Raw genomic sequence first — 24,617 nt, forward strand, 5'->3', positions numbered from 1 at the left:
CTCAGTCGGCTGGCTGCACGATTCCCGCGCGTGACGCGTGAACCCAGCGCAGCCAGTCGACCAGCATAAACAGCAGCAGACTCCCCCCCAGCACCGGCATTGCCAGTCCGAGCGTCATCGCCAGTAACCCAACACCTGTACGCCCCCAAACGCTCAACATGAGCCAGCTTTGAACCAGCGTCTGCGCCGGACTGGCTGATGGGCCCGCAGGACGGCGAATCCACCACAGCCGATAACCAATCACGATCATCAGGCAAAGGCCAACGCCAAAACCGATCAGCAGTAATTGGTTCGGCAATCCCAGCAGAATGCCCATATGAAAATCGACGCCCCAGCGCGTCAACTTCGCCATCAGCGGGAAGTCGGCAAATCGGGTATGGTCAGTCACCTGAAGCATCGTCGGGTCAACAGCAACGGCATCAACCTGCGTAGGCCAGCGGCGATCGATTTCCGTTACCGTCCACCCGTGCTGCGCATCCTTCGGCGGACGAATTTCCATCCGAAGCGCATTGAGGCCAGCCGTCTGCGCAGTTTGTAATACGGTATCGAACTGACGGATATTCACCTGAGCCGCAGGCATCTCCCTGCCGCCATGGTGGCCTGCGTGCTCATCATGAAGCGGGCGAGCACCATGAAGTTGAGCGTTAAGCTGTGGCGTCAGCCAGCCAAACGCGGCGCGCATTTTATCCACATTGCCGCCTGCCCACTGCGACCAGGTCAGTCCGGTTGCTGAAAACAGCAGCATTCCGACTAACAACAGCCATCCCAGCGTAACGTGCAAGCGACGGTGGTTTTGAACCGGATTGTTCAACCGGCGCCGGGGTCGCGTTACTGACCAGAGTGTAATACCGCCCAGCGCCGCCACCCACATCCAGGATGCCGCCAGTTCACTGTAGAGACGCCCGACCTCCCCCAACAATAGCGAACGGTGGGCATAATCAATCCACTGCCGCAGCGGCAGGATACCGCTGGTGCCGTACACCGGCATATCGCCTTTCACGGCCAGGGTTACCGGATCGATAAAAATGGCCCGATGTTCAGAAGCCGCCAGCGCAGGGTCGGCAAACATGACGCGCGTTGTATCGCCCGGCTCCAGTCCAGGGCGGACGGCGTGCAGGCGCAGGTGCCCGCCGGTCACCTGCTGCGCAATCGCAACCTGTGCCGCCAGTAATTGCGGCTCTCCCTGCGTCGTCCCGTTAAGTGCCTGAGCGTAAATGGCCTCTTCCAGTTGCGGCGTCGCCACATACAACGTGCCGGTCAGTGCGGCAACAAAGATAAATGGCCCGACAAACAGGCCGATGTAGAAATGAAGGCGTCGCAGCAGGGTTATCCATGCCGCGCGCGGTGTGCAGGTTGTCATACTTTTCCTCAGAAAAAGCAAAAGAGTGTCGTGACGCTTATGCGTCAATCTTATTTTCAGTAACAGGAAAGTGAGGACCTGCGCGGCGGCGCGCGCGTATCAGGATACAGCCAGGGGAAGAAATACCAGTGTTTTACCGTCGGACGAGTGGGTTGACATTGCACTCTGAGCAGAACGCCGCAGAGCAGAATCATCATCGCCAGGATAAGCCCTGGAACATGAGCCAGTAATACACAATAGCCACAGGCTTCGCCGTGATCGACAGGTATCGGAATGGAAGGAGAATCACCGTGATGCCCGGTGTGCTTCGCCATCGAACTCATCTCATGATGCATACCCGGCATCGCGCTCATTGGATCTTTTTGCAGTGCAACGGAGATTAGCGGGGCAATGACAATCAGCAGGATCGCAAACAACGCGAGACATGCCGCGTGCCGCTGAAAACCTGACTGACGAAATTTACCGTTATTCACTGTCCCTCCCTCAGAGAACGAGGGGCATTGTAAATGATTTATGAACTGAAGGTTAACGTTGTGAGTGTTACGGAGATAAAAAAGGGCCAGCCAACTGGCCAGCCCTTCTAACAGGATGTCGCCTGAGCGATATCTTAGTTAAGACGCTCTTTGATACGAGCAGCCTTACCAGTACGCTCACGCAGGTAGTACAGTTTAGCTTTACGAACGGCACCACGACGTTTAACAGCAATGCTGTCAACAACCGGAGAGTGAGTCTGGAAGACACGCTCAACGCCTTCGCCGTTGGAAATTTTACGAACAGTGAATGCAGAGTGCAGACCGCGGTTACGAATAGCGATAACCACGCCCTCGAATGCCTGCAGACGTTTTTTGGAACCTTCAACAACCCATACTTTCACTTCCACGGTATCACCCGGACGGAAGGAAGGTACGTCCTGCTTCATCTGCTCTTGTTCAAGTTGCTTAATAATGTTGCTCATAATTTAATCTCTTATCCTGGGTAAACTGATAATCGGGGGCTTACGCCATCCCATCATGTTTATGTTGCTGTTGCGCGTGTTCCGTTTTGAACTCCGCCAGCAACCTTGCTTGCTCTTCAGTCAGAGCCAGGTTTTCCAGAAGTTCAGGTCTTCTAAGCCAGGTGCGACCCAGCGACTGTTTCAAACGCCAGCGACGTATCTCAGCATGGTTTCCTGACAGTAACACTGCCGGGACGTCCATCTCTTCTAACACTTCAGGTCGGGTATAGTGCGGGCAGTCCAGCAATCCATCCGCAAAGGAATCTTCCGTTGCCGATGCCTCATGACCCAGAACCCCCGGAATAAACCGGGAAACGGAGTCAATCAGTACCATTGCCGGTAACTCGCCACCGCTGAGAACGTAATCGCCGATTGACCATTCTTCGTCAATTTCGGTTTGGATCACGCGCTCATCTATGCCTTCGTAGCGACCACAGACCAGAATCAGCTTTTGATTCGTAGCCAGTTCGCTGACGCCTGCTTGATCAAGCTTGCGTCCCTGAGGTGACAGATAAATCACCTTAGCGCCTTCACCCGCCGCGCTTTTTGCTGCATGAATGGCATCCCGTAAGGGTTGTACCATCATTAACATCCCCGGTCCGCCGCCGTAAGGACGATCGTCCACGGTACGGTGCCGGTCATGCGTGAAGTCACGAGGACTCCAGCTCTGGATGTTCAGCAGGCCATTTTTAACAGCCCGGCCAGTTACCCCGTAATCGGTAATTGCGCGAAACATTTCTGGAAACAGGCTAACGATACCTATAAACACAAGCCAATCCCCATCACGCCGTCATTTACCGCTTATCCGGTGGTTTAAAAACCAGGATCCCAATCTACTTCGATAGTCCGCGTAGTGAGATCGACTTTCTTGATAACCTGCCCATCGAGGAACGGCACGAGGCGTTCCTTGATACCAAACGCATCTTTCAGGTTTGCCTTAATGACGATGACGTCATTCGATCCGGTTTCCATCATGTCGACGACTTTACCGAGATCGTAGCCTTCAGTGGTCACTACCTGGCAGCCCATCAGGTCTTTCCAGTAGTAGTCACCTTCTTCCAGTTTTGGCAGTTGCGTAGAATCCACGACAATTTCGCAATTGGTCAACAGATTCGCAGCATCCCGATCTTCAACGCCTTTCAGCTTGATGATCAGATCCTGATTGTGGTGCTTCCAGCTTTCCAGCTGTACTTGCTGCCACTGACCCGCCTTCTGGATAAACCAGGGCTGATAGTCAAAAATGCTTTCGGCGTCTTCAGTGGAAGAAAACACTCTGAGCCAACCACGAATACCGTAAGACGATCCCATTTTCCCTAAGACAATCGGGTCCACGGGTGCTTGCGCAGTGAGTTGCTTGCTCATCATGACCACCGTGACAGATTAAGCTGCTTTGCTTACTTCTTTGATCAGCGTAGCAACGCGATCAGAAATGGTCGCGCCCTGGCCAACCCAGTGAGCGATGCGATCCAGATCCAGGCGAGTGCCTTCTTCTTTTTCGCTAGCGATTGGGTTAAAGAAGCCAACGCGCTCAATGAAGCGACCGTTACGTGCGTTACGGCTGTCAGTAACAACAACCTGGTAGAACGGACGCTTTTTAGCGCCGTGACGAGCTAAACGAATAGTTACCATAACATCCTCTTGTGTGAATAAAACAACCGGGCCCCATCGAGGAACGGAGCCCGGTGTCATATTAAAAGCCCGAAAATTTTACTGATTTCTGGGGAAATTGCAATCAGCATCTTGATGCTGGACAGTAAACAAGGGATAGAAGGCGTATATCGGTGAAGCCAGTTTCGTTCCGGCGTGCGCACAGAAAGCGGAGCGTACACGTAGTACGTGAGCATTTCGAGCACACCCCGGAACTAAAATGGCAAACAAGATAGCCCTATACCCTTGTTTTTAGCGACCAGGGAATCCTGGCGGCATCATCCCTTTCATACTGCGCATCATTTTGGCCATTCCGCCCTTCTTCATCTTCTTCATCATGCGCTGCATGTCGTCGAACTGTTTCAGAAGGCGGTTAACGTCCTGCACCTGCATACCGCAGCCTTGTGCGATACGGCGTTTACGGGACCCTTTGATGATTTCCGGCTTCGCGCGCTCTTTCAGCGTCATCGAGTTGATGATCGCCTCCATGCGCACCAGCACTTTGTCATCCATCTGTGACTTCACGTTGTCCGGGATCTGCCCCATGCCCGGCAGCTTGCCCATCAGGCTCGCCATGCCGCCCATGTTCTTCATCTGGCGCAACTGTTCCAGGAAGTCGGTCAGATCAAAACCGTCGCCCTTTTTCAGTTTCGTCGCCAGCTTCTCAGCCTGCGCGCGGTCAACTTTGCTTTCGATATCTTCGATCAGCGACAGCACGTCGCCCATACCGAGAATACGTGACGCGATACGATCCGGATGGAACGGCTCCAGCGCCTCGGTTTTCTCGCCAACGCCGAGGAATTTGATCGGCTTGCCGGTGATGTGACGAATAGAGAGCGCAGCACCGCCACGGGCGTCACCATCAACTTTGGTCAGCACCACGCCGGTCAGCGGCAGCGCTTCATTGAACGCCTTCGCGGTATTCGCCGCATCCTGACCGGTCATCGCATCGACCACAAACAGGGTTTCTACCGGATTGATAGAAGCATGGACCTGCTTGATTTCGTCCATCATCGCTTCATCAACGTGCAGACGACCGGCGGTATCCACCAGCAGCACATCGTAGAATTTGAGTTTGGCTTCTTTCAGCGCCGCGTTAACGATATCGACCGGCTTCTGGCCGACATCCGACGGGAAGAAATCAACGCCAACCTGCTCGGCCAGCGTTTCCAGCTGTTTGATCGCCGCAGGGCGATATACGTCAGCGGAGACGACCAGCACTTTCTTCTTGTGCTTTTCGCGCAGGAACTTACCCAGCTTACCGACGCTGGTGGTTTTACCCGCACCCTGCAAGCCCGCCATCAGCACCACGGCTGGCGGCTGCGCAGCCAGATTCAGGCTCTGGTTCTCTTCGCCCATCGCCGCCACGAGTTCGTTACGGACAATCTTGACGAACTCCTGCCCTGGCGTCAGGCTCTTGTTAACTTCATGCCCAACCGCTTTCTCTTTTACGCGATTGATAAACTCTCGCACTACCGGCAGCGCAACGTCAGCCTCCAGCAGCGCCATGCGCACTTCGCGCAGCGTCTCTTTAACGTTGTCTTCAGTAAGGCGTCCGCGGCCACTGATATTGCGCAGCGTGCGCGACAAACGATCGGTTAAATTATCAAACATTGTCTCTCGCCTGGGGTGGAAACGGTTGGTCGCTCAAGCGACACATGAACAGAATTTTGTCGCAGTATAACATGAAGCCGTCTTTGTTGTTATGCAACGGTTGGAGCCGCGGTCACGTAACGCTATACTGCTTCTCTTTCTCACTGGCCAACTGTCGACACCACTATGCCCGTTTTTGCTTTGCTCGCCCTTGTCGCCTATTCCGTCAGCCTCGCGCTGATCGTCCCCGCTCTGCTGCAAAAAAACAGCGGCTGGCGGCGTATGGCCATTCTTTCTGCGGTTGTCGCGCTGGTGTGTCACGCCATTGCGCTTGAAGCCCGCATTCTGCCGGGTGGTGATAGCGGACAAAACCTGAGCCTGCTGAACGTCGGTTCGCTGGTCAGCCTGATGATCTGTACGGTGATGACGATTGTCGCCTCGCGCAACCGTGGCTGGCTACTGTTGCCAGTGGTGTATGCCTTCGCGCTGATCAATCTGGCCTTCGCGACCTTTATGCCGAACGAGTTCATCACCCACCTTGAAGCCACGCCGGGAATGATGGTCCACATCGGGTTGTCGCTGTTCTCTTATGCGACACTCATTATCGCCGCACTGTACGCGCTGCAACTGGCGTGGATCGACTATCAGCTTAAAAACAAAAAGCTGGCGTTCAATAATGAAATGCCGCCGCTGATGAGCATCGAACGCAAGATGTTCCACATCACGCAGATTGGCGTGGTCCTGCTGACGCTCACCCTGTGTACCGGCCTGTTTTACATGCACAATCTGTTCAGCATGGAAAATATCGACAAAGCGGTGCTCTCGATCATCGCATGGTTTGTCTATATTGTTCTGTTGTGGGGACATTATCATGAAGGCTGGCGCGGTCGTCGTGTTGTGTGGTTTAACGTCGCAGGCGCCGGGATCCTGACGCTGGCTTATTTCGGTAGCCGGATATTGCAGCAGTTTGTCAGCTAAGCCTTAAAGGAGGCGCCCCCTGGAACACATCTCCACCACCACGCTGATCGTCACATTGATCGTCATGGTGGTTATCTCCGCTTATTTTTCCGGTTCCGAAACCGGAATGATGACCCTGAATCGCTATCGCTTACGCCACCTTGCCAAACAAGGGAACCGTCCGGCAAAGCGCGTTGAAAAGCTGCTGCGTAAACCCGATCGCCTGATAAGCCTGGTACTAATTGGTAATAACCTGGTCAATATTCTTGCTTCGGCCATCGGCACCATTGTCGGTATGCGTTTGTATGGCGATGCGGGCGTTGCCATCGCCACCGGCGTGCTGACCTTCGTCGTGCTGGTGTTTGCCGAAGTTCTGCCAAAAACCATTGCGGCGCTGTACCCGGAAAAGGTGGCCTATCCCAGCAGCTTCCTGTTGGCGCCGTTACAGATTCTGATGATGCCGTTGGTCTGGTTGCTCAACACCATCACCCGATTACTGATGCGCATGATGGGCATTAAAACCGATATCGTCATCAGCGGTTCGTTGAGTAAAGATGAGTTACGAACCCTCGTGAATGAATCCCGCTCGCAAATTTCCCGGCGCAACCAGGACATGCTGCTGTCAGTGCTCGATCTGGAAAAGGTCAGCGTGGATGACATCATGGTGCCGCGCAGTGAAATTATGGGAATTGATATCAATGACGACTGGAAGTCCATCGTGCGTCAGCTATCGCACTCGCCGCACGGGCGTATTGTGTTGTACCGTGACTCGCTGGATGACGCTATCAGCATGCTGCGCGTTCGCGAAGCCTGGCGGTTAATGTCGGAAAAGAAAGAGTTCACCAAAGAGACCATGCTGCGCGCCGCCGATGAGATTTACTTCGTCCCGGAGGGCACGCCACTCAGCACACAGCTCATCAAATTTCAGCGTAATAAAAAGAAAGTCGGCCTGGTGGTCAATGAATATGGCGATATTCAGGGGCTGGTCACGGTGGAAGATATTCTTGAAGAGATTGTCGGCGACTTTACCACCTCGATGTCACCTACGCTGGCTGAGGAAGTGACGCCGCAAAATGACGGTTCGGTGATTATCGATGGCAGCGCCAACGTGCGGGAAATTAACAAAGCGTTTAACTGGCATCTGCCGGAAGACGACGCGCGTACGGTAAATGGCGTGATTCTGGAAGCACTGGAAGAGATCCCGATTGCGGGCACTCGCGTGCGCATCGGTCAATATGATATCGATATTCTCGACGTCCAGGAGAATATGATTAAACAGGTCAAAGTGTTGCCCGTGAAACCGCTGCGGGAGAGTGTCGCGGAGTAATGAAAACGGCCCGCCGGTTTTCCAGTGGGCCGTAGGCCGGATAAACATCAGCGCCATCCGGCAATATAAATAGCCGAAAGATTAACCTTTCGCTTTCGCAACGGTCACCATCGCCGCGCGGATCGTACGACCGTTTAGCGTATAGCCTTTCTGCATAATACCCAGCACGTTGCCCGGCGCGATGTCTTCAGACTCGACCATCGCAATCGCCTGATGCACGTTCGGATCCAGCGCAACGTTCGTCTCAGCAATCACTTCAACGCCAAACTTGCGCACCACATCCAGCATCGATTTCAGGGTCAGTTCGATCCCTTCCACCATAGGCTTCATATCCGGATTGGCTTTATCCGCCACTTCCAGCGCGCGATCCAGGCTATCAATCACCGGCAGCAGTTCATTGACGAATTTCTCCAGCGCGAACTTGTGCGCCTTCTCAACGTCCAGTTCGGTACGGCGACGCAGGTTTTCCATTTCCGCTTTTATGCGCAGCACCGCATCACGTTCACGGGTCTGAGCTTCAGTAAGCTGCGCTTCCAGATTCGCAATTTTTTCATCGCGCGGATCCACCTGCTCAGCAGAAGCGTCTGATTCAACCGCCTCAACTTCTTCGTGCTGATCCATGATAATTTCTTCCGGGGCTTGCCCCTCAGGCGTTTTCTGTTCTTTACTACTCATGAATTTCTCCGCGTTTTTTTCGCATTCATCTCGCTAACTTCGCTTATTATGGGGATCAGATTCAGGGTTTCAAGGGAAGCACTCACATTGTCATCAATCTTCGTCACAAGGACCTCGAAAAAATGAATAATCATTTCAAGTGTATCGGCATTGTGGGACACCCTCGTCACCCCACGGCACTCACGACACATGAAATGCTCTACCGCTGGTTATGCACGAAAGGGTATGAGGTCATTGTTGAGCAACAAATCGCTCACGAGTTGCAGTTGAAGAATGTGAAAATTGGCACCCTGGCGGAGATTGGCCAGCAGGCAGACCTCGCGGTGGTTGTCGGCGGTGATGGCAATATGCTGGGTGCGGCGCGAACGCTGGCGCGATACGATATCAAAGTGATCGGTATCAACCGTGGCAATCTCGGCTTTCTGACTGACCTTGACCCCGATAACGCGCAGCAACAGCTCGCCGACGTGCTGGAAGGTCATTACGTCGCGGAAAAACGCTTTCTGCTGGAAGCACAGGTGTGTCAGAAGGACTGCCAGAAGCGTATCAGTACCGCCATTAACGAAGTGGTGCTGCATCCCGGCAAAGTCGCGCATATGATTGAGTTTGAAGTCTATATTGACGAAAGCTTTGCCTTCTCTCAGCGTTCCGATGGCCTGATCATCTCAACGCCTACCGGTTCCACCGCCTATTCCCTCTCTGCCGGCGGGCCGATTCTGACCCCGTCGCTTGATGCCATCACGCTGGTGCCGATGTTCCCGCACACCCTTTCTGCGCGTCCGCTGGTCATCAACAGCAGCAGCACTATTCGGTTGCGCTTCTCGCACCGCCGTAACGATCTCGAAATCAGTTGTGACAGCCAGATCGCGTTGCCGATCCAGGAAGGTGAAGATGTACTGATCCGCCGCTGTGACTATCACCTGAATCTCATCCACCCTAAAGATTATAGTTATTTCAATACATTAAGTACCAAATTAGGCTGGTCAAAAAAATTATTCTAATTTAACACCAACCTCTTTACTGTATAAAAAACCAGTTTATACTGTATGTAATTACAGCTATGGTTTTTCATACAGGAAAACGATTATGTTGGCACAACTGACCATCAGCAATTTTGCTATCGTTCGTGAACTTGAGATCGATTTTCAGAGCGGAATGACCGTCATCACCGGTGAAACCGGGGCGGGTAAATCTATTGCAATTGATGCGCTCGGCTTGTGCCTTGGTGGCCGTGCTGAAGCCGACATGGTCCGGGCCGGCGCCAGCCGTGCTGACCTGTGCGCCCGTTTTTCGCTGAAGGATACCCCTGCCGCCCTGCGCTGGCTGGAAGAAAACCAGCTTGAAGAAGGACGTGAGTGTTTACTTCGCCGCGTGATCAGCAGCGACGGGCGCTCCCGTGGTTTTATCAACGGGACTGCGGTTCCCCTCTCTCAGCTTCGCGAACTGGGACAACTGCTCATTCAAATTCATGGCCAGCACGCGCATCAGTTGCTGACCAAAGCTGAACACCAAAAATCCTTGCTTGATGGCTACGCGAATGAATCCGTGCGGGTGCAGGATATGGCTGCGCGTTACCAACTCTGGCACCAGAGCTGCCGTGATTTAGCACATCACCAGCAGCTGAGTCAGGAACGTGCCGCTCGTGCGGAACTGCTGCAATATCAGCTTAAAGAGCTGAATGAATTTAACCCGCAGCCGGGTGAGTTTGAACAGATTGATGAAGAGTACAAGCGCCTGGCCAACAGCGGCCAGCTTCTCTCCACCAGCCAGAATGCGCTGTCGCTGATGGCAGACGGTGAAGACGTTAACCTACAAAGTCAGCTCTATACCGCAAAGCAACTGGTTAGTGAACTGGTCGGTATGGACGGTAAGCTCTCAGGCATTCTTGATATGCTGGAAGAGGCAACGATTCAACTCACGGAAGCCAGTGACGAGCTGCGCCACTATTGCGATCGCCTGGATTTAGACCCTAATCGCCTGTTCGAACTGGAACAGCGTATCTCGAAGCAAATTTCGCTGGCCCGTAAACACCACGTCAGTCCGGAAGCGCTGCCACAGTATTACCAGTCGTTACTGGAGGAACAGCAGCAGCTCGACGATCAGGCCGACTCGCTGGAAACGTTGACTCTGGCCGTGAACAAACACCGCCAGCAGGCGCTGGAAGCAGCGAAAGCGCTGCATGAGCAACGTCAGCACTATGCCCAGGAACTGAGTACCCTCATTACCGAGAGTATGCACTCACTCTCTATGCCACACGGTCGTTTCACTATCGACGTGGCGTTTGATGAGCACCATCTGAGCCAGGACGGCGCAGACCGCGTCGAGTTTAAAGTGACAACTAACCCAGGCCAGCCGATGCAGCCGATTGCCAAAGTGGCCTCCGGTGGGGAACTGTCGCGTATTGCTCTCGCCATTCAGGTGATTACCGCACGTAAGATGGAAACCCCGGCGCTGATTTTCGATGAAGTCGATGTCGGCATCAGTGGTCCAACAGCCGCAGTGGTCGGGAAATTGCTGCGTCAGCTCGGTGAGTCAACACAAGTGATGTGCGTCACGCACCTTCCACAAGTGGCGGGATGCGGTCATCAGCACTTTTTTGTCAGTAAAGAGACCGACGGCGAAATGACCGAAACGCACATGCAACCACTGGATAAACGCGCACGGTTGCAGGAGCTGGCGCGCCTGCTGGGCGGCAGCGAAGTAACGCGCAACACCCTTGCAAATGCGAAAGAACTGCTGGCAGCGTAAACTTTTTTGCACCTTAACGGTCAGAGTAGACAACAAAAACGCCGTCGGACCCGTAAGCAAAAGGTTTTAAAGTGGTGAAAGGTCTATTATCATCGGCATATTACATATGAGCCACGTACTGCTCGGGCCCGAAAAGGAATCAAATCACTATGCGCTGTAAAACGCTGACTGCTGCCGCAGCAGTATTATTGATGTTGACCGCAGGCTGTTCCACTCTGGAGCGAGTGGTTTACCGCCCTGATATCAACCAGGGGAACTATCTGACCGCGAACGATGTAGCCAAAATTCGTGTGGGCATGACGCAACAACAGGTTGCCTATGCGCTGGGTACGCCGATGATGTCCGATCCGTTTGGCACCAATACCTGGTTCTATGTGTTCCGTCAACAGCCGGGCCATGAAGGTGTTACGCAGCAAACGCTGACGTTAACCTTCAACAGCAGCGGTGTATTGACCAATATCGATAACAAGCCTTCGTTGACCAACAACCCGTAAGCTTGTCTTCAGATAACAAAAAAGGTGCTCTGAGAGCACCTTTTTTGTTATCTGCTATTTTTTTGCCGATTTCTCTGCCCGCTGTCTGCGCAACTCTTTCGGATCGGCAATCAGTGGTCGATAAATTTCTACCCGATCGCCATCCTGTAACACATCCGCCAGCTTGACCGGACGGCTGTAAATACCGACTTTGTTTTTCGTCAGGTCGATATCGGTTCGCAGTTCCAGCAGCCCCGACGCGCGGATAGCCTCTTCGACCGTAGCCCCCGGCTGCAACGTCACCGGTTGCAGGTACTGTTTCTCAGGCAGCGCATAGGCCACCTCAACGACAATCTTAGGCGACACGGTAGACCTCTTTGGCTCGAACCGTAAAAGCCTGCACCATATTGGATGCCAGCTCTTTGAAGATACGGCCAAACGCCAGCTCGATCAGCTTATTGGTAAACTCGAAATCGAGATGAAACTCAATGCGGCAGGCATCCGTACTCAGCGGCGTAAATTTCCAGCCACCAATCAATTTTTTGAACGGACCGTCGACCAGATGCATCAAGATACTCTGGTTACTGGTTAACTGATTTCGCGTGGTGAACGTCTTGCTGATCCCCGCCTTAGAGACATCCACTGCGGCCGTCATCTGTCCTGGCGTAGACTCGAGAACACGGCTGCCGGTACAACCCGGTAAAAACTGGGGATAGGACTGAACATCATTCACTAACTGATACATCTGTTCCGCACTGTAAGGGACTAACGCGGTTCGACTAATCTGCGGCATAGCTCTTTCCATCAACAAAAATCGAACAAATAATACCATTTATCACAAGGTAAAAAAAACGCTATCCCACAACAGGGTACAACCTCGTTCATGTTAAGATATCTCCTTGCGCCCCAAAGGATGAAATGGGGTGTTTTTCGATTCCAGATTACCTATACTGAGCGGCACTATGACGAAGAAAAAAGCACACAAACCTGGCTCAGCCACCATCGCGCTCAACAAGCGCGCGCGACACGAATACTTTATCGAAGAAGAGTTCGAAGCGGGACTCGCTCTGCAAGGGTGGGAAGTGAAATCCCTGCGCGCCGGTAAAGCCAACATCGGCGACAGCTATGTGATCCTGAAAGACGGCGAAGCGTACCTGTTCGGCGCTAACTTTACGCCGATGGCGGTGGCCTCCACGCACGTGGTGTGCGATCCCACTCGCACCCGTAAACTGCTGTTGAATCAGCGTGAACTTGATTCCCTGTATGGTCGTGTGAATCGTGAAGGCTACACTGTTGTCGCCCTTTCTCTGTACTGGAAGAATGCCTGGTGCAAGGTCAAAATTGGCGTAGCGAAGGGTAAGAAACAGCACGACAAACGTTCCGACCTGAAAGAACGTGAATGGCAACTGGATAAAGCGCGCATTATGAAAAATGCCGGACGCTAACGATGTTATTATGTGACCTGCCTCGCATTTGAGGTAGGTCATCATTATTTACCTGTTGAATCTCCAAAAATATATTCTCTCCTTTATTATTTCTATTTCCCCGAAACGTAAAACTGATAAGAATATATCTTCAACCCTATTCATATTACGTACATAGTCCAATAATCTAATACTTCAAATAATTTTTTTTGACATTTTAATAATCAAAAATACCAATACAATTTATGTAAGAAATCAATGCCTACCCGGCTAGCAGAAACTATAAAACTAATTTTAATACAATGAGATAAATCACACTCGCTTTCCGCACCGTACCGTTTCACGTCGCCAATCGGTGCAAAACTGTATATATTTTACCGCCACTAAACAAATCGCAAATATACGTTAATTTGCAGAATGAGTTCTTTCTGACTATATCATCTAATACGAAAGTACCAGTGGATCAAAAAAACAAAGGGTTATTCAACGCAACAGAAACCATCATCTGCACGGCCATAACATTGTCATCACCGGCAAGAATTCATCCACATGATGAACGGGATCGCTCGTCTGTACTTTTCCCTGCCCGGTAGTTTTAACGAATTTATGCACAGAGCTAGCCATCAGGAGTGATCATATGCGTCATCTCGCCGTTATATCCAGGTTGACGGGCGTTTCCACCAATGTTGAAGCCTCTGAAGTCACACTTAATGCCCCTTCCATTGTGAAATTATCCGCAGAGCGTAGCGACATCAGCCAACTGGCTCGTGTGAATCAGGATCTGGTGATCACCTTTACGTCCGGTGAAAAACTGACCGTTAAAAATTTCTATGTGGCGAACGACCAGGGGGCCAGCCAACTGGTGCTGGAAGACAGTCACGGTGCTCTGTGGTGGGTGGAAAACCCGGAAAACGGTCTGCATTTTGAACAAATTTCAACCATTGACGATTTACTGGTTACTGCCGGCGAATCTCACGAAGGCGGAGCACTCTGGCCATGGCTTCTGGGTGGCGCGGTTGCTGCCGGTGGAATCGTGGCCATCGCATCCTCGGGAGGTGGCAGCAGTCATCATCATGATAACGACAATGGTAATCCTGATGATGGTTCCGGGAACGGCGGCACGCCGGGGGATGCGGGCGGAAATAACGGAAGTGGAAATAACAGCGGCGGCGATAACAACACGAACCTTCCGGGCGGGGAAAATTCCACACCACCGACGGCCCCTGTGATTACCAGCGCAACAGATGCCGTCTCCGCCATTACGGGGGCGATTCAGGAAAACCAGAGCACCAACGACAGCCAGCCGATGATTGCCGGTACAGGTGAAGCTGGCTCCGTCATCACCCTCTATGACAATGGGCAGGTCATGGGGATCGTTATCGTCGATGAACAAGGAAACTGGAGCTATAAACCCGACCTCCCGCTTTCCGAAGGCGAACACGTACTGACCGCGACCGCGACGGACGAAAACGGTAATACCAGCGCCATCTCCGGTGATTTCACCTTTACCGTCGACACGATTGCCCCTGATGAGGTCTCCGGGTTAGCGATTTCTGAAGATGGGCTCTGGGTTTCAGGGATCGCAGAAGCGGGTTGTGTCGTCACGATTTTCGACAACCAGCACAATGTTCTGGCCTCGGTTCAGGTCGATGACACTGGCCGGTTTACCGTTCGCCTCACTTCAGCGCAAACCGATTCCGAACAGCTGTATGCCGATATTTCTGACGCTGCGGGTAACGAAGGTGACGAAGCCGCCTTTCTCGGTTCCGACTCAGGTTTTCCTGATGCCCCCACCATTACCGGCATCATTGATGACACGCAACCCATCGCGGTGACGTTAGGCAGCGGTCAGTTTACCAAGGACACCACCCCCACCCTTACAGGTACCGCGTTGCCTGGCGCAGTCGTGACCATTTATGAAAATGGTATCGCGATCGGCACGGCGAGTGCCAACGATGGCACGTGGACGTTCGATCTGACAGATGTGCCTGAAGGGTTGCACAACTACACGGCCACACAGACCACAGAGGACGGCGTCAGCGGCAATACGATAGAATTTGCGGTCACCGTGGATACTACCCCACCGGCGGCTCCCGACGATCTGCTCGTCTCGCAAAACGGAACCGTGCTGACCGGCAACGCCGAGGCGGGAAGTAAAGTCACCATTGCTGACGCCAGCGGCACCACGCTCGGCACCGTGACCACAGACAGCGAAGGGAAATTCAGCTTCCCGCTCAATCCGCCACGGGTAAACGGGGAAGTTCTGACCGCCATCGCCACGGATAAAGCGGGAAATGACAGCTCGCCAGCCAACGCAACCGCTCCTGATATAACGCCTCCGCAGGCGGCCGGTGATCTGGATGTTTCCGATGATGGGACAACCGTAACCGGTACCGCCGAGCCTGGCACGACGGTGACTATTTACGGCAGCGACAACACCCCGCTGGGATCTGAACAGGTTCAACCCGACGGCTCATTCACCGTCACACTGAACCCACCACAAACCAACGGAGAAATTTTAACCGCCATCGTCAAGGACCCGGCGAATCTGACCAGTCCTCCGGCGATCGCTCTCGCCCCCGACACGACCCCGCCGCAGCCCGCCGGAAACCTGGACGTCTCGGATGATGGCACCACCGTAACGGGGACAGCGGAACCCGGTAGCACGGTGACGATTCGCGATCCGGACGGTAACCCGATTGGCCAGGGTCAAACCGACGGCGAGGGGAATTTCACCGTCACGCTGGACACGCCGCAAACCAATGGTGAAACGCTTACTGCCACAGTGACCGATCCGGCAAATCAGAACAGCACGCCAGCCAACGTTACCGCGCCGGATACCACCGCGCCGCAGCCACCTACGGCGGTTATTTCAACAGACGGCACCACCCTGACCGCCACCGCCGAACCCGGCAGTACGATTACAATTAAAGACAGTGACGGCAATACGCTGGCGGAAACCGGTCCGGTACCGGAGAGCGGAACGCTGGTGATCACCCTTAACCCGCCGCAGGCCAACGGTGAAACGCTGAGCATCACCGCCACCGACGCCGCGAGCAATACCAGCCAGCCAACTGACGTTACGGCCCCGGATATCACAGCGCCAGACGCCCCCATCATCAGTGCGATTATCGATGATGCCGGCGCGCAGAAAGGCAATCTGAGTAACAGCCAGCGCACGGACGACAACACGTTGACCTTAAACGGTACCGGTGAACCCGGCGCAACCATCACCATTCTGGACGGAGGGACCCCGCTTGCGGGAACCACCACCGTGGACAGCAACGGCAACTGGACGCTCACCACACCGGTGCTGGGCGACGGCGACCATACCTTCACCGTCACCGCGACCGATGCGGAAAACCAGACCAGCACACCTTCTGCACCCATCACGATTACCGTCGATACCACGCCGCCAGTCGTTCCGATCGTGACCCTGACTGACAACACTGGCAGCAACGTAGGTGAACTGACGGACAACGACGTGACCGACACCACGCAACCGGTGTTAAGTGGAAGCGGCACCGCCGGAGACACCATTACGGTGTATGACGGAACGGCGATCATTGGCACGACAAAAGTTGCGGAAAACGGGAGCTGGAGCTTTACCCCGACTCCCGCGCTGGGCGAAGGCGACCATACGCTGCGCGTCACCGCCAGCGATCCTCTGGGCAACACCAGCGAGAAATCCTCCCCGATAACCATTACGGTGGATACCACCGCCCCCGACACTCCGGCGCTGACACTGACGGATGGCGCAAATGGCCCACTCACCGATGGTCAGGCGACCCGGGAAACCCAGCCGGTTCTGAGCGGTACGGGAACAGATGGCGATATCATCAGCATTTACGACAATGGCGATCTGGTTACCACCGTCACGGTGACTAACGGCGTCTGGAGCTACACGTCGGATGCCCTTGATGAAGGCGACCATGTTTTTACCCTCACCAGCACCGATCCGGCGGGCAATATCAGTGAACCCTCCGCGGCGATCGGCATTCTGGTAGATACCACTCCACCCGCCGTGCCCAACCTGACCGTCACTGACCGCGTCGGCAATCAGACCGGCACTCTCGATAACGGTCAGTACACCGATGATACGCGACCGCTGCTGAGCGGAAGTGGTACGCCAGGCGACACGATCACTATCACGCTGGATGGCGTCGCGCTGCCATCGCTGGTGATTGACAATTCCGGGAACTGGAGCATCCCGTCGCCACTGCTGGCGCAGGGCGACCATATCATCAAGGTCACCGCGACCGATCCCGCCGGTAACAGCAGCACCTCGCCGGATCGCATTGTTCGCGTGGATACCCAGGCGCCTGGCACGCCAACGCTGGCTGTGAGCGATGATGACGGGGCGTTGAACGCCGGAGCGCAAACCAACGATACCACCCCAACGCTGAGTGGGACGGGCGAGACGGGTAGCATTGTTACCATTCTGAATAACGGCGTGGAGATTGGCACTGCCGAGGTCATTGATGGCGTCTGGAGCTTTACCCCGGATAGCGCCCTGGTCGAAGGCCATTACAACTTTAGCGTGACGGCAAAAGATGCCGCAGGTAACACCAGTCAGCCGTCGGAGGCGACTGGCATCATCATTGATACCCAGGCACCCGACGCGCCGTTTATCACCTCGCTGGGCAGTCCGGCAGTCACCAATCAGCCCGGGTTACCCATTAGCGGTACCGGCGAACCCGGCAGCACCATCACCCTGTCGAATGGCGGTACGGTGATTGGCACCGCTGAAGTCGATTCCGCAGGGAACTGGACGATCACCCCGGATTCGCCGCTCACCGAAGGCAATTACACGTTGACGGCAACGGCCACCGATCCGGCGGGGAACGTCAGCACACCTTCCGCCTCCATCTCGCTGAACGTCGATCTGACTAAACCGGCGTCCCCGGAGGAGGTAACGATCACAGCCGATGGCGCGACGGTCAGCGGCACGGCAGAAACCGGCAGCACGGTGACAATCCGCGATACCGACGGCAATGTGATTGGTACGGGCGTGGCAACAGACGGCACGTTCCAGATTCAGGTCACGCCAGCGCAAACGGGCGTCAATTCGCTGACCGCTACGGCGCAGGATGCCGCCGGTAACACCAGCGATCCCACAAACTTTACCGGCTCCGGCACCGGGTTGCCGGTCATCAGCGCGATAGTCGATGACACCGGCACCATTCAGGGCGATCTGAAGAGCGGACAAACCACTGACGATACGCAACCAGGGCTGCGCGGCGTTTCCACACCGAACTCAACCGTCGATATTCTGGTCGACGGCATCGTTGTCGCGTCAAACGTCCCGGTTGACGAGAACGGCAACTGGAACTGGACATCCACCGCCACGTTAGCCGAAGGCCTGCACACCTTCGAGGTTATCGATACTGTGGATGGCAGCAAAGCGTCAGCCGTGGTCAACATCACCGTCGATCTCACTCCACCGGCACAACCGTCGATTGGCAGCGTGACAGATGATGTCGCCCCGGGTACGGGAACGCTGACCAGCGGGCAGACGACCAACGATACCCGTCCCACCCTGAGCGGCAGCGGCACCAACGGCGAAACCATCACGATTTACGATGGCAATACGCCAATCGGTCAGGTACAGGTCGTCAACGGCACGTGGAGTTTTACGCCTCCCACCGGTCTGGGGGAAGGCAGCCACAATCTGACCATCACTGCCACCGATGCGGCAGGGAATACCAGCGTCGCGTCGGAAGCATTTGTCGTGGTGGTGGATACCACGCCGCCAGTAGCGCCAACCCTTACCAGCGCCACGGATAACAGCGAGCCGCAAACAGGCGTCATCAGTAACGGTGGCAGCACCAATGACACCACACCCGCCTTTATCGGCAGCGGTGAAGAAGGCAGTACGATTACCCTCTATGACAATGGCGTGAAAATCGGCACCACGCAGGTCACCAACGGTAGCTGGAGTTTTACCTCTCCGACGCTTGCCACAGGCTCACATGCGATTACCGTCACCGCCACCGATGCGATGGGTAACGTCAGCGCGCCTTCCACCGCGTACACGGTGAACGTCGATACCACCGCGCCACGGGTACCGGTGATTCAAAGCGTCACCGATGACACCACCCCGTCAACCGGCGTACTGGCGAACGGACAAAGCACCAATGATACTCAGCCAACCTTCCAGGGAACGGCGGAGCCGGGCGCCACTGTTACGCTGTATGACGGCGGACTCGCCGTGGGCAGCGTGGTGGTGGGCACCGATGGAAGCTGGTCGCTCTCACCGGATACCCCATTAGGCAGCGGCCCACACAATCTGACCGTCACGGCCACGGACGCGGCAGGCAACGAAGGCCCGTCCGCCGCGTTCACTCTGACCGTGGACACACAGGCGCCATCGGCTCCTGTCATCAGTTCCGTCAGTGATGATGTCGCCCCGAATAGTGGTTCGCTGAACAACGGACAAAGCACCAACGACACGCGGCCAACGCTGACCGGAACCGCCGAAGCGAACAGCACCGTCAGCATTTTTGACGGCACCACGCTGCTAGGCACCGTGCAGGCCAACGGTACAGGCGCATGGACCTTTACGCCCACCACCGCGCTGGGCAATGGCTCACACACGTTCAACGTAACCGCCACAGACGCGGCCGGTAACGTCAGCCCTGGCGCTACCTTTACTGTGGTCGTCGATACGGTTTCCCCTCCGGCTCCCACCATCGTCAGCGTCACCGATAACGTGACGCCAGGAACCGGTGCGCTCACCAGCGGGCAAAGCACCAATGATACCCGCCCGATCATGACCGGAACCGGTGAACCCGGTAGCACCATTAACGTCTACGATGGCAACGTTCTGCTTGGCACCGCCACCGTGACCGAAGGCGGGAGCTGGAGCTACCGGCCGGACGGATTGTCCCAGGGGGCCCACTCGCTGAGGGTCACCGCCACCGACAGCGCGGGCAATACCGGCCCGGCATCAGCGAATTTTACGCTGACGGTCGATACCGTTTCGCCCGGCGCGCCAATAATCAGTAATGTGCAGGATGACGTTGGCCCAGTCATCGGCAGTCTGAGCAGCGGTCAAACCACCAACGATGCGCGTCCTGTTTTCACCGGCACCGGTGAACCGGGGACCACAATCAGCATCGCGGACAACGGCGTTCCCCTCGCCAGCGTGACGGTTGAGGCGAACGGGAGCTGGACCTTTACCCCCACCAGCGATCTGGGCCAGGGGAATCATCCGTTAACCTTCACCGCAACGGATGCCGCTGGTAACGTCGGTCCTTCTGCCAGCTTCACCGTCACGGTAGATACCGCCGCGCCGCTGGCACCGGTAATCACTTCTGTGGTCGATGACAGCGCGCCGCAAACCGGCAATCTGTCGCCCAATCAGAGCACCAATGACACTCGCCCAACGCTTAACGGCACGGCAGAGCCAGGCACCACGCTAACCTTTACCGATAACGGCACGGTCATTGGCAGCCTCGTTGTCGGTACGGACGGCAACTGGACCTTCACACCAACCACCGCCCTGACTAACGGCGCGCATACCCTTGCTGTGACCGCGACTGACGCCGCGGGCAACGTCGGTCCGGCGGCCAGTTTCGCCGTCACGGTGGATACGCTGGCGCCAACCGCGCCGGTGATTACCACCATTCTTGATGATGTCAGCAATATCATCGGTCCCGTCGGCAGCGGACAAAGCACCAATGACACCCTGCCAGAGCTGCGTGGCACCAGCGAGCCGGGCGCATTCATCACACTCTATGACGGCGCAACGTTACTCACGCCAACCCCGATTCAGGCGGATGCCAACGGCGCGTGGAGCTTTACGCCTACCACCGCACTGACGGAGGGTGCGCATACCTTTACCGCCAAAGCCACCGACGCCGCGGGCAATGTCAGCGCATCATCGGCGACATCGACCATCGTGGTGGATACCACGCCGCCCGGCACGCCGAGCAATCTGGCGGTGGTCACCAACGGCAGTCACGTCACCGGTACGGCAGAGGCCGGCAGCACGGTCACTATCACCAGCAGCAATGGCACGGTGCTGGGTACCGGCGTTGCGGACGGCACCACTGGCAGCTTTAACATTCTGATTACCCCTGCGCAGGTCGGTGGAGAGACGTTGCAGGTAGTCGCCCAGGACAAAGCGGGTAATACCGGGACCTCCGGCAGCGTCATTGCGCCGTTCAGTGGTCTGCCTGGTGCCCCGGTGATCGCCTCGTTGACGGACGATGTGGGCTCTATCACCGGCCTGGTGGCCAACGGTCAGGGCACCAATGACGCCAGACCGTTGTTAAACGGGACGGGTCAGCCGTTCTCCACCATCACGGTGTACAGCGACGGCGTTTCTATTGGCAGCACCAGCGTGGATGCGCAAGGTAACTGGTCGCTGACCCCGCAGGCCAACATCGCCGACGGAACGCACATCCTCACCGCCACAGCCACTAACACCAACGGCACCAGTACGCTGTCATCCGGTTATACCGTCACGGTGGATACGGTCACGGCCGCGCCAACGGGCACCGTGAGCGCCGACGGTGCCAGCATCAGCGGCACTGCTGAAGCGGGCAGTACGGTGAGCATCACGCTTAGCACGGGCTTAACGGTGACCACAACCGCCAACAGCAGCGGCAATTACACCTATACCTTCGATCGCAAACAGACCAGCGGCGAGAACATCAGCGTCAGCGCCACGGACGCCGTCGGCAACGCCTCGACCCCGACGCAGGTCACCGCGCCAACGCTGCCCATCTCGGCCAGCGATAACGTTGAAAATCTGGAGTTAACCTCCAGTGCCACCGTCACAACCGAGCAACTGAGCGACTATGGTTTGCTGCTGGTTGGCGCGCTGGGCAACGTGGCGAACGTGTTAGGTAACGATACGGCAGCCGTGGAGTTCACCATTCAGGACGGCGGCAGCGCCAGTCTGGTGATAGACGCCAGCGCTACCGGGGTTGTGCTCTCGTTGCTGAATACGCAGGAGGTGGCGATCCAGAAATATGATGCCGCGACTAACTCGTGGACCACGGTCATCGACACCGCGCAGGCACAGTTTGCCAATTTACTGACGCTCGGCAGCAGCGGCGTCACGGTGAACGTGTCCGGACTGGAGGGCGGTACTTATCGGGTTCTGACCTATAACACCGCGCTGCTGGCAACCGGCTCTTACACCGCACTGAACGTCAGCGTCGAAGAGACAAGTGCCGGTACCATCACTACCACCACGCCGCAGACCGGCAACGTGCTGAATAACGACAGCGCGCCGCAGGATACCCTTGTCACCACAGTCACTAACGCCAACGGACAAGTCTTTACGCTTAACGCTGGCAGTAACGTCATTCAGGGCGTCTACGGCACGCTGACGATTAATCAGGACGGTAGCTACAGCTATGCACTGAACCCGAACAGTCCGGCCTCAGTGATTGGCCGCACGGAGAGCTTCACCTACACCATCAACGGCGGCGGCAACAGCGCCTCGGCGAAGCTGGTGATTACTCTGGGCAATGACGCTCCGGTCAGCAGCGTGACCGCCGTCGATAACGTCGCCACCCTGCCCTATGACACGCATGTGGAGGCGATCAACAACGGGGCGTCCTCGCAGGGCGGCTTTACGGTGGTGAACGTCAGTCTGGGCAACGTGCTGGATCTGGGCGTACTGGACAAACTGAGCAACCCAATTATTTTCGACGTTGAGCAGGGTTCTACGCGCACCATGACGCTGCAATCCTCCATTGGCGGCGTGGCGGTGGCGTCCAGCTTCGATCTGTACATCTATCGCTTCAACGACGTCACCCAGAAATTTGAACAGTGGCAAGTGGAGAAAAACTGGCTGAACGCACCGCTGCTGGGCGGTCAGTCCGACAAGCTGACGCTGAATCTGCCGGGCGGCGAATACCTGTTCCTGCTGAACCCGGCATTTGGCGTCACGGCGTTGACCGGCTATACCCTGAACGTGCTGGAGGATCATGTTTACAGCGTTGACAGCCTGACCACCAGCACCCAGGGCAATGTACTGAGCGACGATATCGCCCCCGCCGGCACGCTGGTCACCCAGGTAAACGGTGTGGCGGTTGCCGCTACCGGCACGACAACCATTGTCGGCACCTACGGCACGTTAACCATTGATGCGAAAGGGAACTACACCTACACCCTGAAAAGCGGCGTAGGTGCGGACGGCACCAAAACACCGGACAGCTTCATCTACACGGTGAAAGCGCCAAACGGGGATACCGATACCGCCTCGCTCAATATCCAGCCGACTGCCCGTCCGCTGGATGCCGTGAACGATGTCAGCGATACCCTGTTGGCCCCGTCCGTACAGGACACCACGAGTTATCTGGATTCCACCGTCGGGAGTGCCAGTTGGGGAGTACTTGGCAGAACCGGTAGCGGCAGCGGAACCTTTGACGTCGCGGCAGGCACCATTCTGAAAGGCGCGTCCATCGTCTTTGATGTCTCGACGCTGGTGACGCTGGGCAATCTGACCATTAGCTGGTCAATACTGGAAAACGGCGTGGTCGTTCGCTCCGGCACCGTGCCGGTCGCCAATATCACGCTCGGCGGCGCCACCGTGACCGTCAATCTGAGCGGGCTGGAGCTGGATGGCGGCACCTACACGCTGAACTTCACCGGCAATAACACCCTGGCGGGCGCAGCGACCATTACGCCGAAAATCACCGGGACGACGGTCGATCTGGATAACTTCGAAACCTCCGGCACGCACACCGTCAGCGGCAATATCTTTGACGGCAGCGACTCCGGCGGTGCGATGGACCAGTTGAATACCGTCGATACGCGCCTGACCATTACCGGTTACAACGGCAGTACCGCCACGCTGGATCCTTACTCCAGCGCCACTACAACCATTCAGGGCCACTACGGTTCTCTGCAAATTCGCACCGACGGTTCGTACACCTACACGCTCAACAACGGTGTGGCGCTCTCGTCCATCACCACGAAGGAGACATTCACTTACACGCTCAATGACACCCACGGTCATACCGATACCGCCACGCTGACGGTGGATATCGCCCCGCAGGTAAGCAGTACCGTGCAAAGCGACATGCTGGTGGGATCGGTATATGGCGACACGCTGATCTACAACCTGCTCAACGCCAGCGATGCCACGGGCGGCAACGGGACTGACACATGGAGAAACTTCTCGCTGGCGCAGGGCGACAAAATTGACATCGGCGATTTGCTGGTGGGCTGGAACGGGCAAACCGCCTCGCTGGGCAACTATCTCAGCGTCAGCACCAGCGGCGGCAATACCACTCTCTCTATTGACCGTGACGGGGCGGGCAGCACTTACCACTCCACGCAACTGGTAACCCTGGAGAATGTACAAACCACGCTGACGGAGCTTATCGAACAAAACCATATTGTGACCTGATAAAGGCCAGTAGCACGACAACACAACGACCCCGGGCGCACGCTC

Annotated in this window: 17 protein-coding genes; 7 read left to right on the plus strand and 10 right to left on the minus strand. The window is 55.8% G+C overall.

The genetic code is table 11. The annotated features are described in order from the left end of the window. Position 1: 1 nt before the first annotated feature. From ACQ0PY_RS17790 to ffh, 7 genes are all read right to left on the minus strand, one after another. On the minus strand, positions 2 to 1,360 hold the full coding sequence (locus tag ACQ0PY_RS17790) for a PepSY-associated TM helix domain-containing protein (RefSeq protein WP_109740569.1): 1,359 nt from the start codon (positions 1,358 to 1,360) through the stop codon (positions 2 to 4). A 56-nt stretch (positions 1,361 to 1,416) separates the two neighbouring features. Further along, complete coding sequence (locus ACQ0PY_RS17795; RefSeq protein ID WP_042999690.1) at positions 1,417 to 1,833, minus strand: DUF2946 domain-containing protein; 417 nt, start codon at positions 1,831 to 1,833, stop codon at positions 1,417 to 1,419. Positions 1,834 to 1,967: 134 nt separating this feature from the next. Next, positions 1,968 to 2,315, minus strand: a complete 348-nt coding sequence (gene rplS, locus ACQ0PY_RS17800) for a 50S ribosomal protein L19 (RefSeq protein WP_012134695.1) — start codon at positions 2,313 to 2,315, stop codon at positions 1,968 to 1,970. A 40-nt stretch (positions 2,316 to 2,355) separates the two neighbouring features. Continuing rightward, the gene (trmD, locus tag ACQ0PY_RS17805; RefSeq protein WP_042999689.1) at positions 2,356 to 3,123 is read right to left on the minus strand and encodes a tRNA (guanosine(37)-N1)-methyltransferase TrmD; all 768 of its coding nucleotides are present in this window, start codon (positions 3,121 to 3,123) and stop codon (positions 2,356 to 2,358) included. A 44-nt stretch (positions 3,124 to 3,167) separates the two neighbouring features. Continuing rightward, the gene (rimM, locus tag ACQ0PY_RS17810) at positions 3,168 to 3,716 is read right to left on the minus strand and encodes a ribosome maturation factor RimM (protein WP_042325915.1); all 549 of its coding nucleotides are present in this window, start codon (positions 3,714 to 3,716) and stop codon (positions 3,168 to 3,170) included. A gap of 18 nt (positions 3,717 to 3,734) precedes the next feature. After that, positions 3,735 to 3,983, minus strand: coding sequence for a 30S ribosomal protein S16 (rpsP, locus tag ACQ0PY_RS17815; protein ID WP_042325918.1), 249 nt, complete (start codon positions 3,981 to 3,983; stop codon positions 3,735 to 3,737). Positions 3,984 to 4,253: 270 nt separating this feature from the next. Next, the gene (gene ffh, locus ACQ0PY_RS17820; protein WP_042325920.1) at positions 4,254 to 5,615 is read right to left on the minus strand and encodes a signal recognition particle protein; all 1,362 of its coding nucleotides are present in this window, start codon (positions 5,613 to 5,615) and stop codon (positions 4,254 to 4,256) included. A gap of 165 nt (positions 5,616 to 5,780) precedes the next feature. Here ffh and ACQ0PY_RS17825 point away from each other — a divergent pair, with 165 nt between their 5' ends. Beyond that, the gene (locus tag ACQ0PY_RS17825; protein ID WP_042999687.1) at positions 5,781 to 6,572 is read left to right on the plus strand and encodes a cytochrome C assembly family protein; all 792 of its coding nucleotides are present in this window, start codon (positions 5,781 to 5,783) and stop codon (positions 6,570 to 6,572) included. 19 nt (positions 6,573 to 6,591) lie between these two features. Next, positions 6,592 to 7,878 carry an HlyC/CorC family transporter gene (locus ACQ0PY_RS17830; RefSeq protein ID WP_042999686.1) on the plus strand — a complete coding sequence of 429 codons (1,287 nt, stop codon included), beginning with the start codon at positions 6,592 to 6,594 and terminating at the stop codon, positions 7,876 to 7,878. 81 nt (positions 7,879 to 7,959) lie between these two features. Here ACQ0PY_RS17830 and grpE read toward each other — a convergent pair whose 3' ends face one another. Next, positions 7,960 to 8,553, minus strand: a complete 594-nt coding sequence (gene grpE, locus ACQ0PY_RS17835; protein ID WP_042999685.1) for a nucleotide exchange factor GrpE — start codon at positions 8,551 to 8,553, stop codon at positions 7,960 to 7,962. Positions 8,554 to 8,675: 122 nt separating this feature from the next. Here grpE and nadK point away from each other — a divergent pair, with 122 nt between their 5' ends. The 3 genes from nadK to bamE all read left to right on the plus strand — a co-directional run bounded on the left by nadK (position 8,676) and on the right by bamE (position 11,795). Next, a complete protein-coding gene (gene nadK, locus ACQ0PY_RS17840) occupies positions 8,676 to 9,554 on the plus strand; it encodes an NAD(+) kinase (protein ID WP_042325929.1) in 879 nt (292 codons plus the stop codon). Between the two features lie 85 nt (positions 9,555 to 9,639). Next, positions 9,640 to 11,301, plus strand: a complete 1,662-nt coding sequence (recN, locus tag ACQ0PY_RS17845; RefSeq protein ID WP_042999683.1) for a DNA repair protein RecN — start codon at positions 9,640 to 9,642, stop codon at positions 11,299 to 11,301. A 149-nt stretch (positions 11,302 to 11,450) separates the two neighbouring features. Continuing rightward, entirely contained in the window at positions 11,451 to 11,795 is a 345-nt protein-coding gene (bamE, locus tag ACQ0PY_RS17850) for an outer membrane protein assembly factor BamE (RefSeq protein WP_044255202.1), read from the plus strand. A 54-nt stretch (positions 11,796 to 11,849) separates the two neighbouring features. On the opposite strand, the gene ACQ0PY_RS17855 is transcribed toward bamE, so the two are convergent. Continuing rightward, entirely contained in the window at positions 11,850 to 12,140 is a 291-nt protein-coding gene (locus tag ACQ0PY_RS17855; RefSeq protein ID WP_042999681.1) for an RnfH family protein, read from the minus strand. After that, positions 12,130 to 12,606 (minus strand): type II toxin-antitoxin system RatA family toxin, encoded by a 477-nt coding sequence (locus ACQ0PY_RS17860; protein ID WP_042999680.1) that lies wholly within the window; start codon positions 12,604 to 12,606, stop codon positions 12,130 to 12,132. Before ACQ0PY_RS17860 ends, ACQ0PY_RS17855 begins: the two co-directional genes overlap by 11 nt. A gap of 130 nt (positions 12,607 to 12,736) precedes the next feature. Between ACQ0PY_RS17860 and smpB the strand changes: the two genes are divergently transcribed. Together smpB and ACQ0PY_RS17870 are read left to right on the plus strand one after the other, a co-directional pair. Continuing rightward, complete coding sequence (gene smpB / locus ACQ0PY_RS17865) at positions 12,737 to 13,219, plus strand: SsrA-binding protein SmpB (protein ID WP_042325938.1); 483 nt, start codon at positions 12,737 to 12,739, stop codon at positions 13,217 to 13,219. A 616-nt stretch (positions 13,220 to 13,835) separates the two neighbouring features. Next, a complete protein-coding gene (locus ACQ0PY_RS17870; RefSeq protein ID WP_109740570.1) occupies positions 13,836 to 24,572 on the plus strand; it encodes a BapA/Bap/LapF family large adhesin in 10,737 nt (3,578 codons plus the stop codon). The last annotated feature ends 45 nt before the right edge of the window (positions 24,573 to 24,617 follow it).

This window comes from Citrobacter sp. LST-B2 (genome assembly GCF_057983045.1).

Coding starts and splice junctions, on each gene's coding strand:
- ACQ0PY_RS17790 (WP_109740569.1), bottom strand. CDS start 1,360: ATGACAACCTGCACACCGCGCGCGGCATGGATAACCCTGCTGCGACGC.
- rplS (WP_012134695.1), bottom strand. CDS start 2,315: ATGAGCAACATTATTAAGCAACTTGAACAAGAGCAGATGAAGCAGGAC.
- rimM (WP_042325915.1), bottom strand. CDS start 3,716: ATGAGCAAGCAACTCACTGCGCAAGCACCCGTGGACCCGATTGTCTTA.
- rpsP (WP_042325918.1), bottom strand. CDS start 3,983: ATGGTAACTATTCGTTTAGCTCGTCACGGCGCTAAAAAGCGTCCGTTC.
- ffh (WP_042325920.1), bottom strand. CDS start 5,615: ATGTTTGATAATTTAACCGATCGTTTGTCGCGCACGCTGCGCAATATC.
- ACQ0PY_RS17825 (WP_042999687.1), top strand. CDS start 5,781: ATGCCCGTTTTTGCTTTGCTCGCCCTTGTCGCCTATTCCGTCAGCCTC.
- grpE (WP_042999685.1), bottom strand. CDS start 8,553: ATGAGTAGTAAAGAACAGAAAACGCCTGAGGGGCAAGCCCCGGAAGAA.
- nadK (WP_042325929.1), top strand. CDS start 8,676: ATGAATAATCATTTCAAGTGTATCGGCATTGTGGGACACCCTCGTCAC.
- recN (WP_042999683.1), top strand. CDS start 9,640: ATGTTGGCACAACTGACCATCAGCAATTTTGCTATCGTTCGTGAACTT.
- bamE (WP_044255202.1), top strand. CDS start 11,451: ATGCGCTGTAAAACGCTGACTGCTGCCGCAGCAGTATTATTGATGTTG.
- ACQ0PY_RS17860 (WP_042999680.1), bottom strand. CDS start 12,606: ATGGTATTATTTGTTCGATTTTTGTTGATGGAAAGAGCTATGCCGCAG.
- smpB (WP_042325938.1), top strand. CDS start 12,737: ATGACGAAGAAAAAAGCACACAAACCTGGCTCAGCCACCATCGCGCTC.
- ACQ0PY_RS17870 (WP_109740570.1), top strand. CDS start 13,836: ATGCGTCATCTCGCCGTTATATCCAGGTTGACGGGCGTTTCCACCAAT.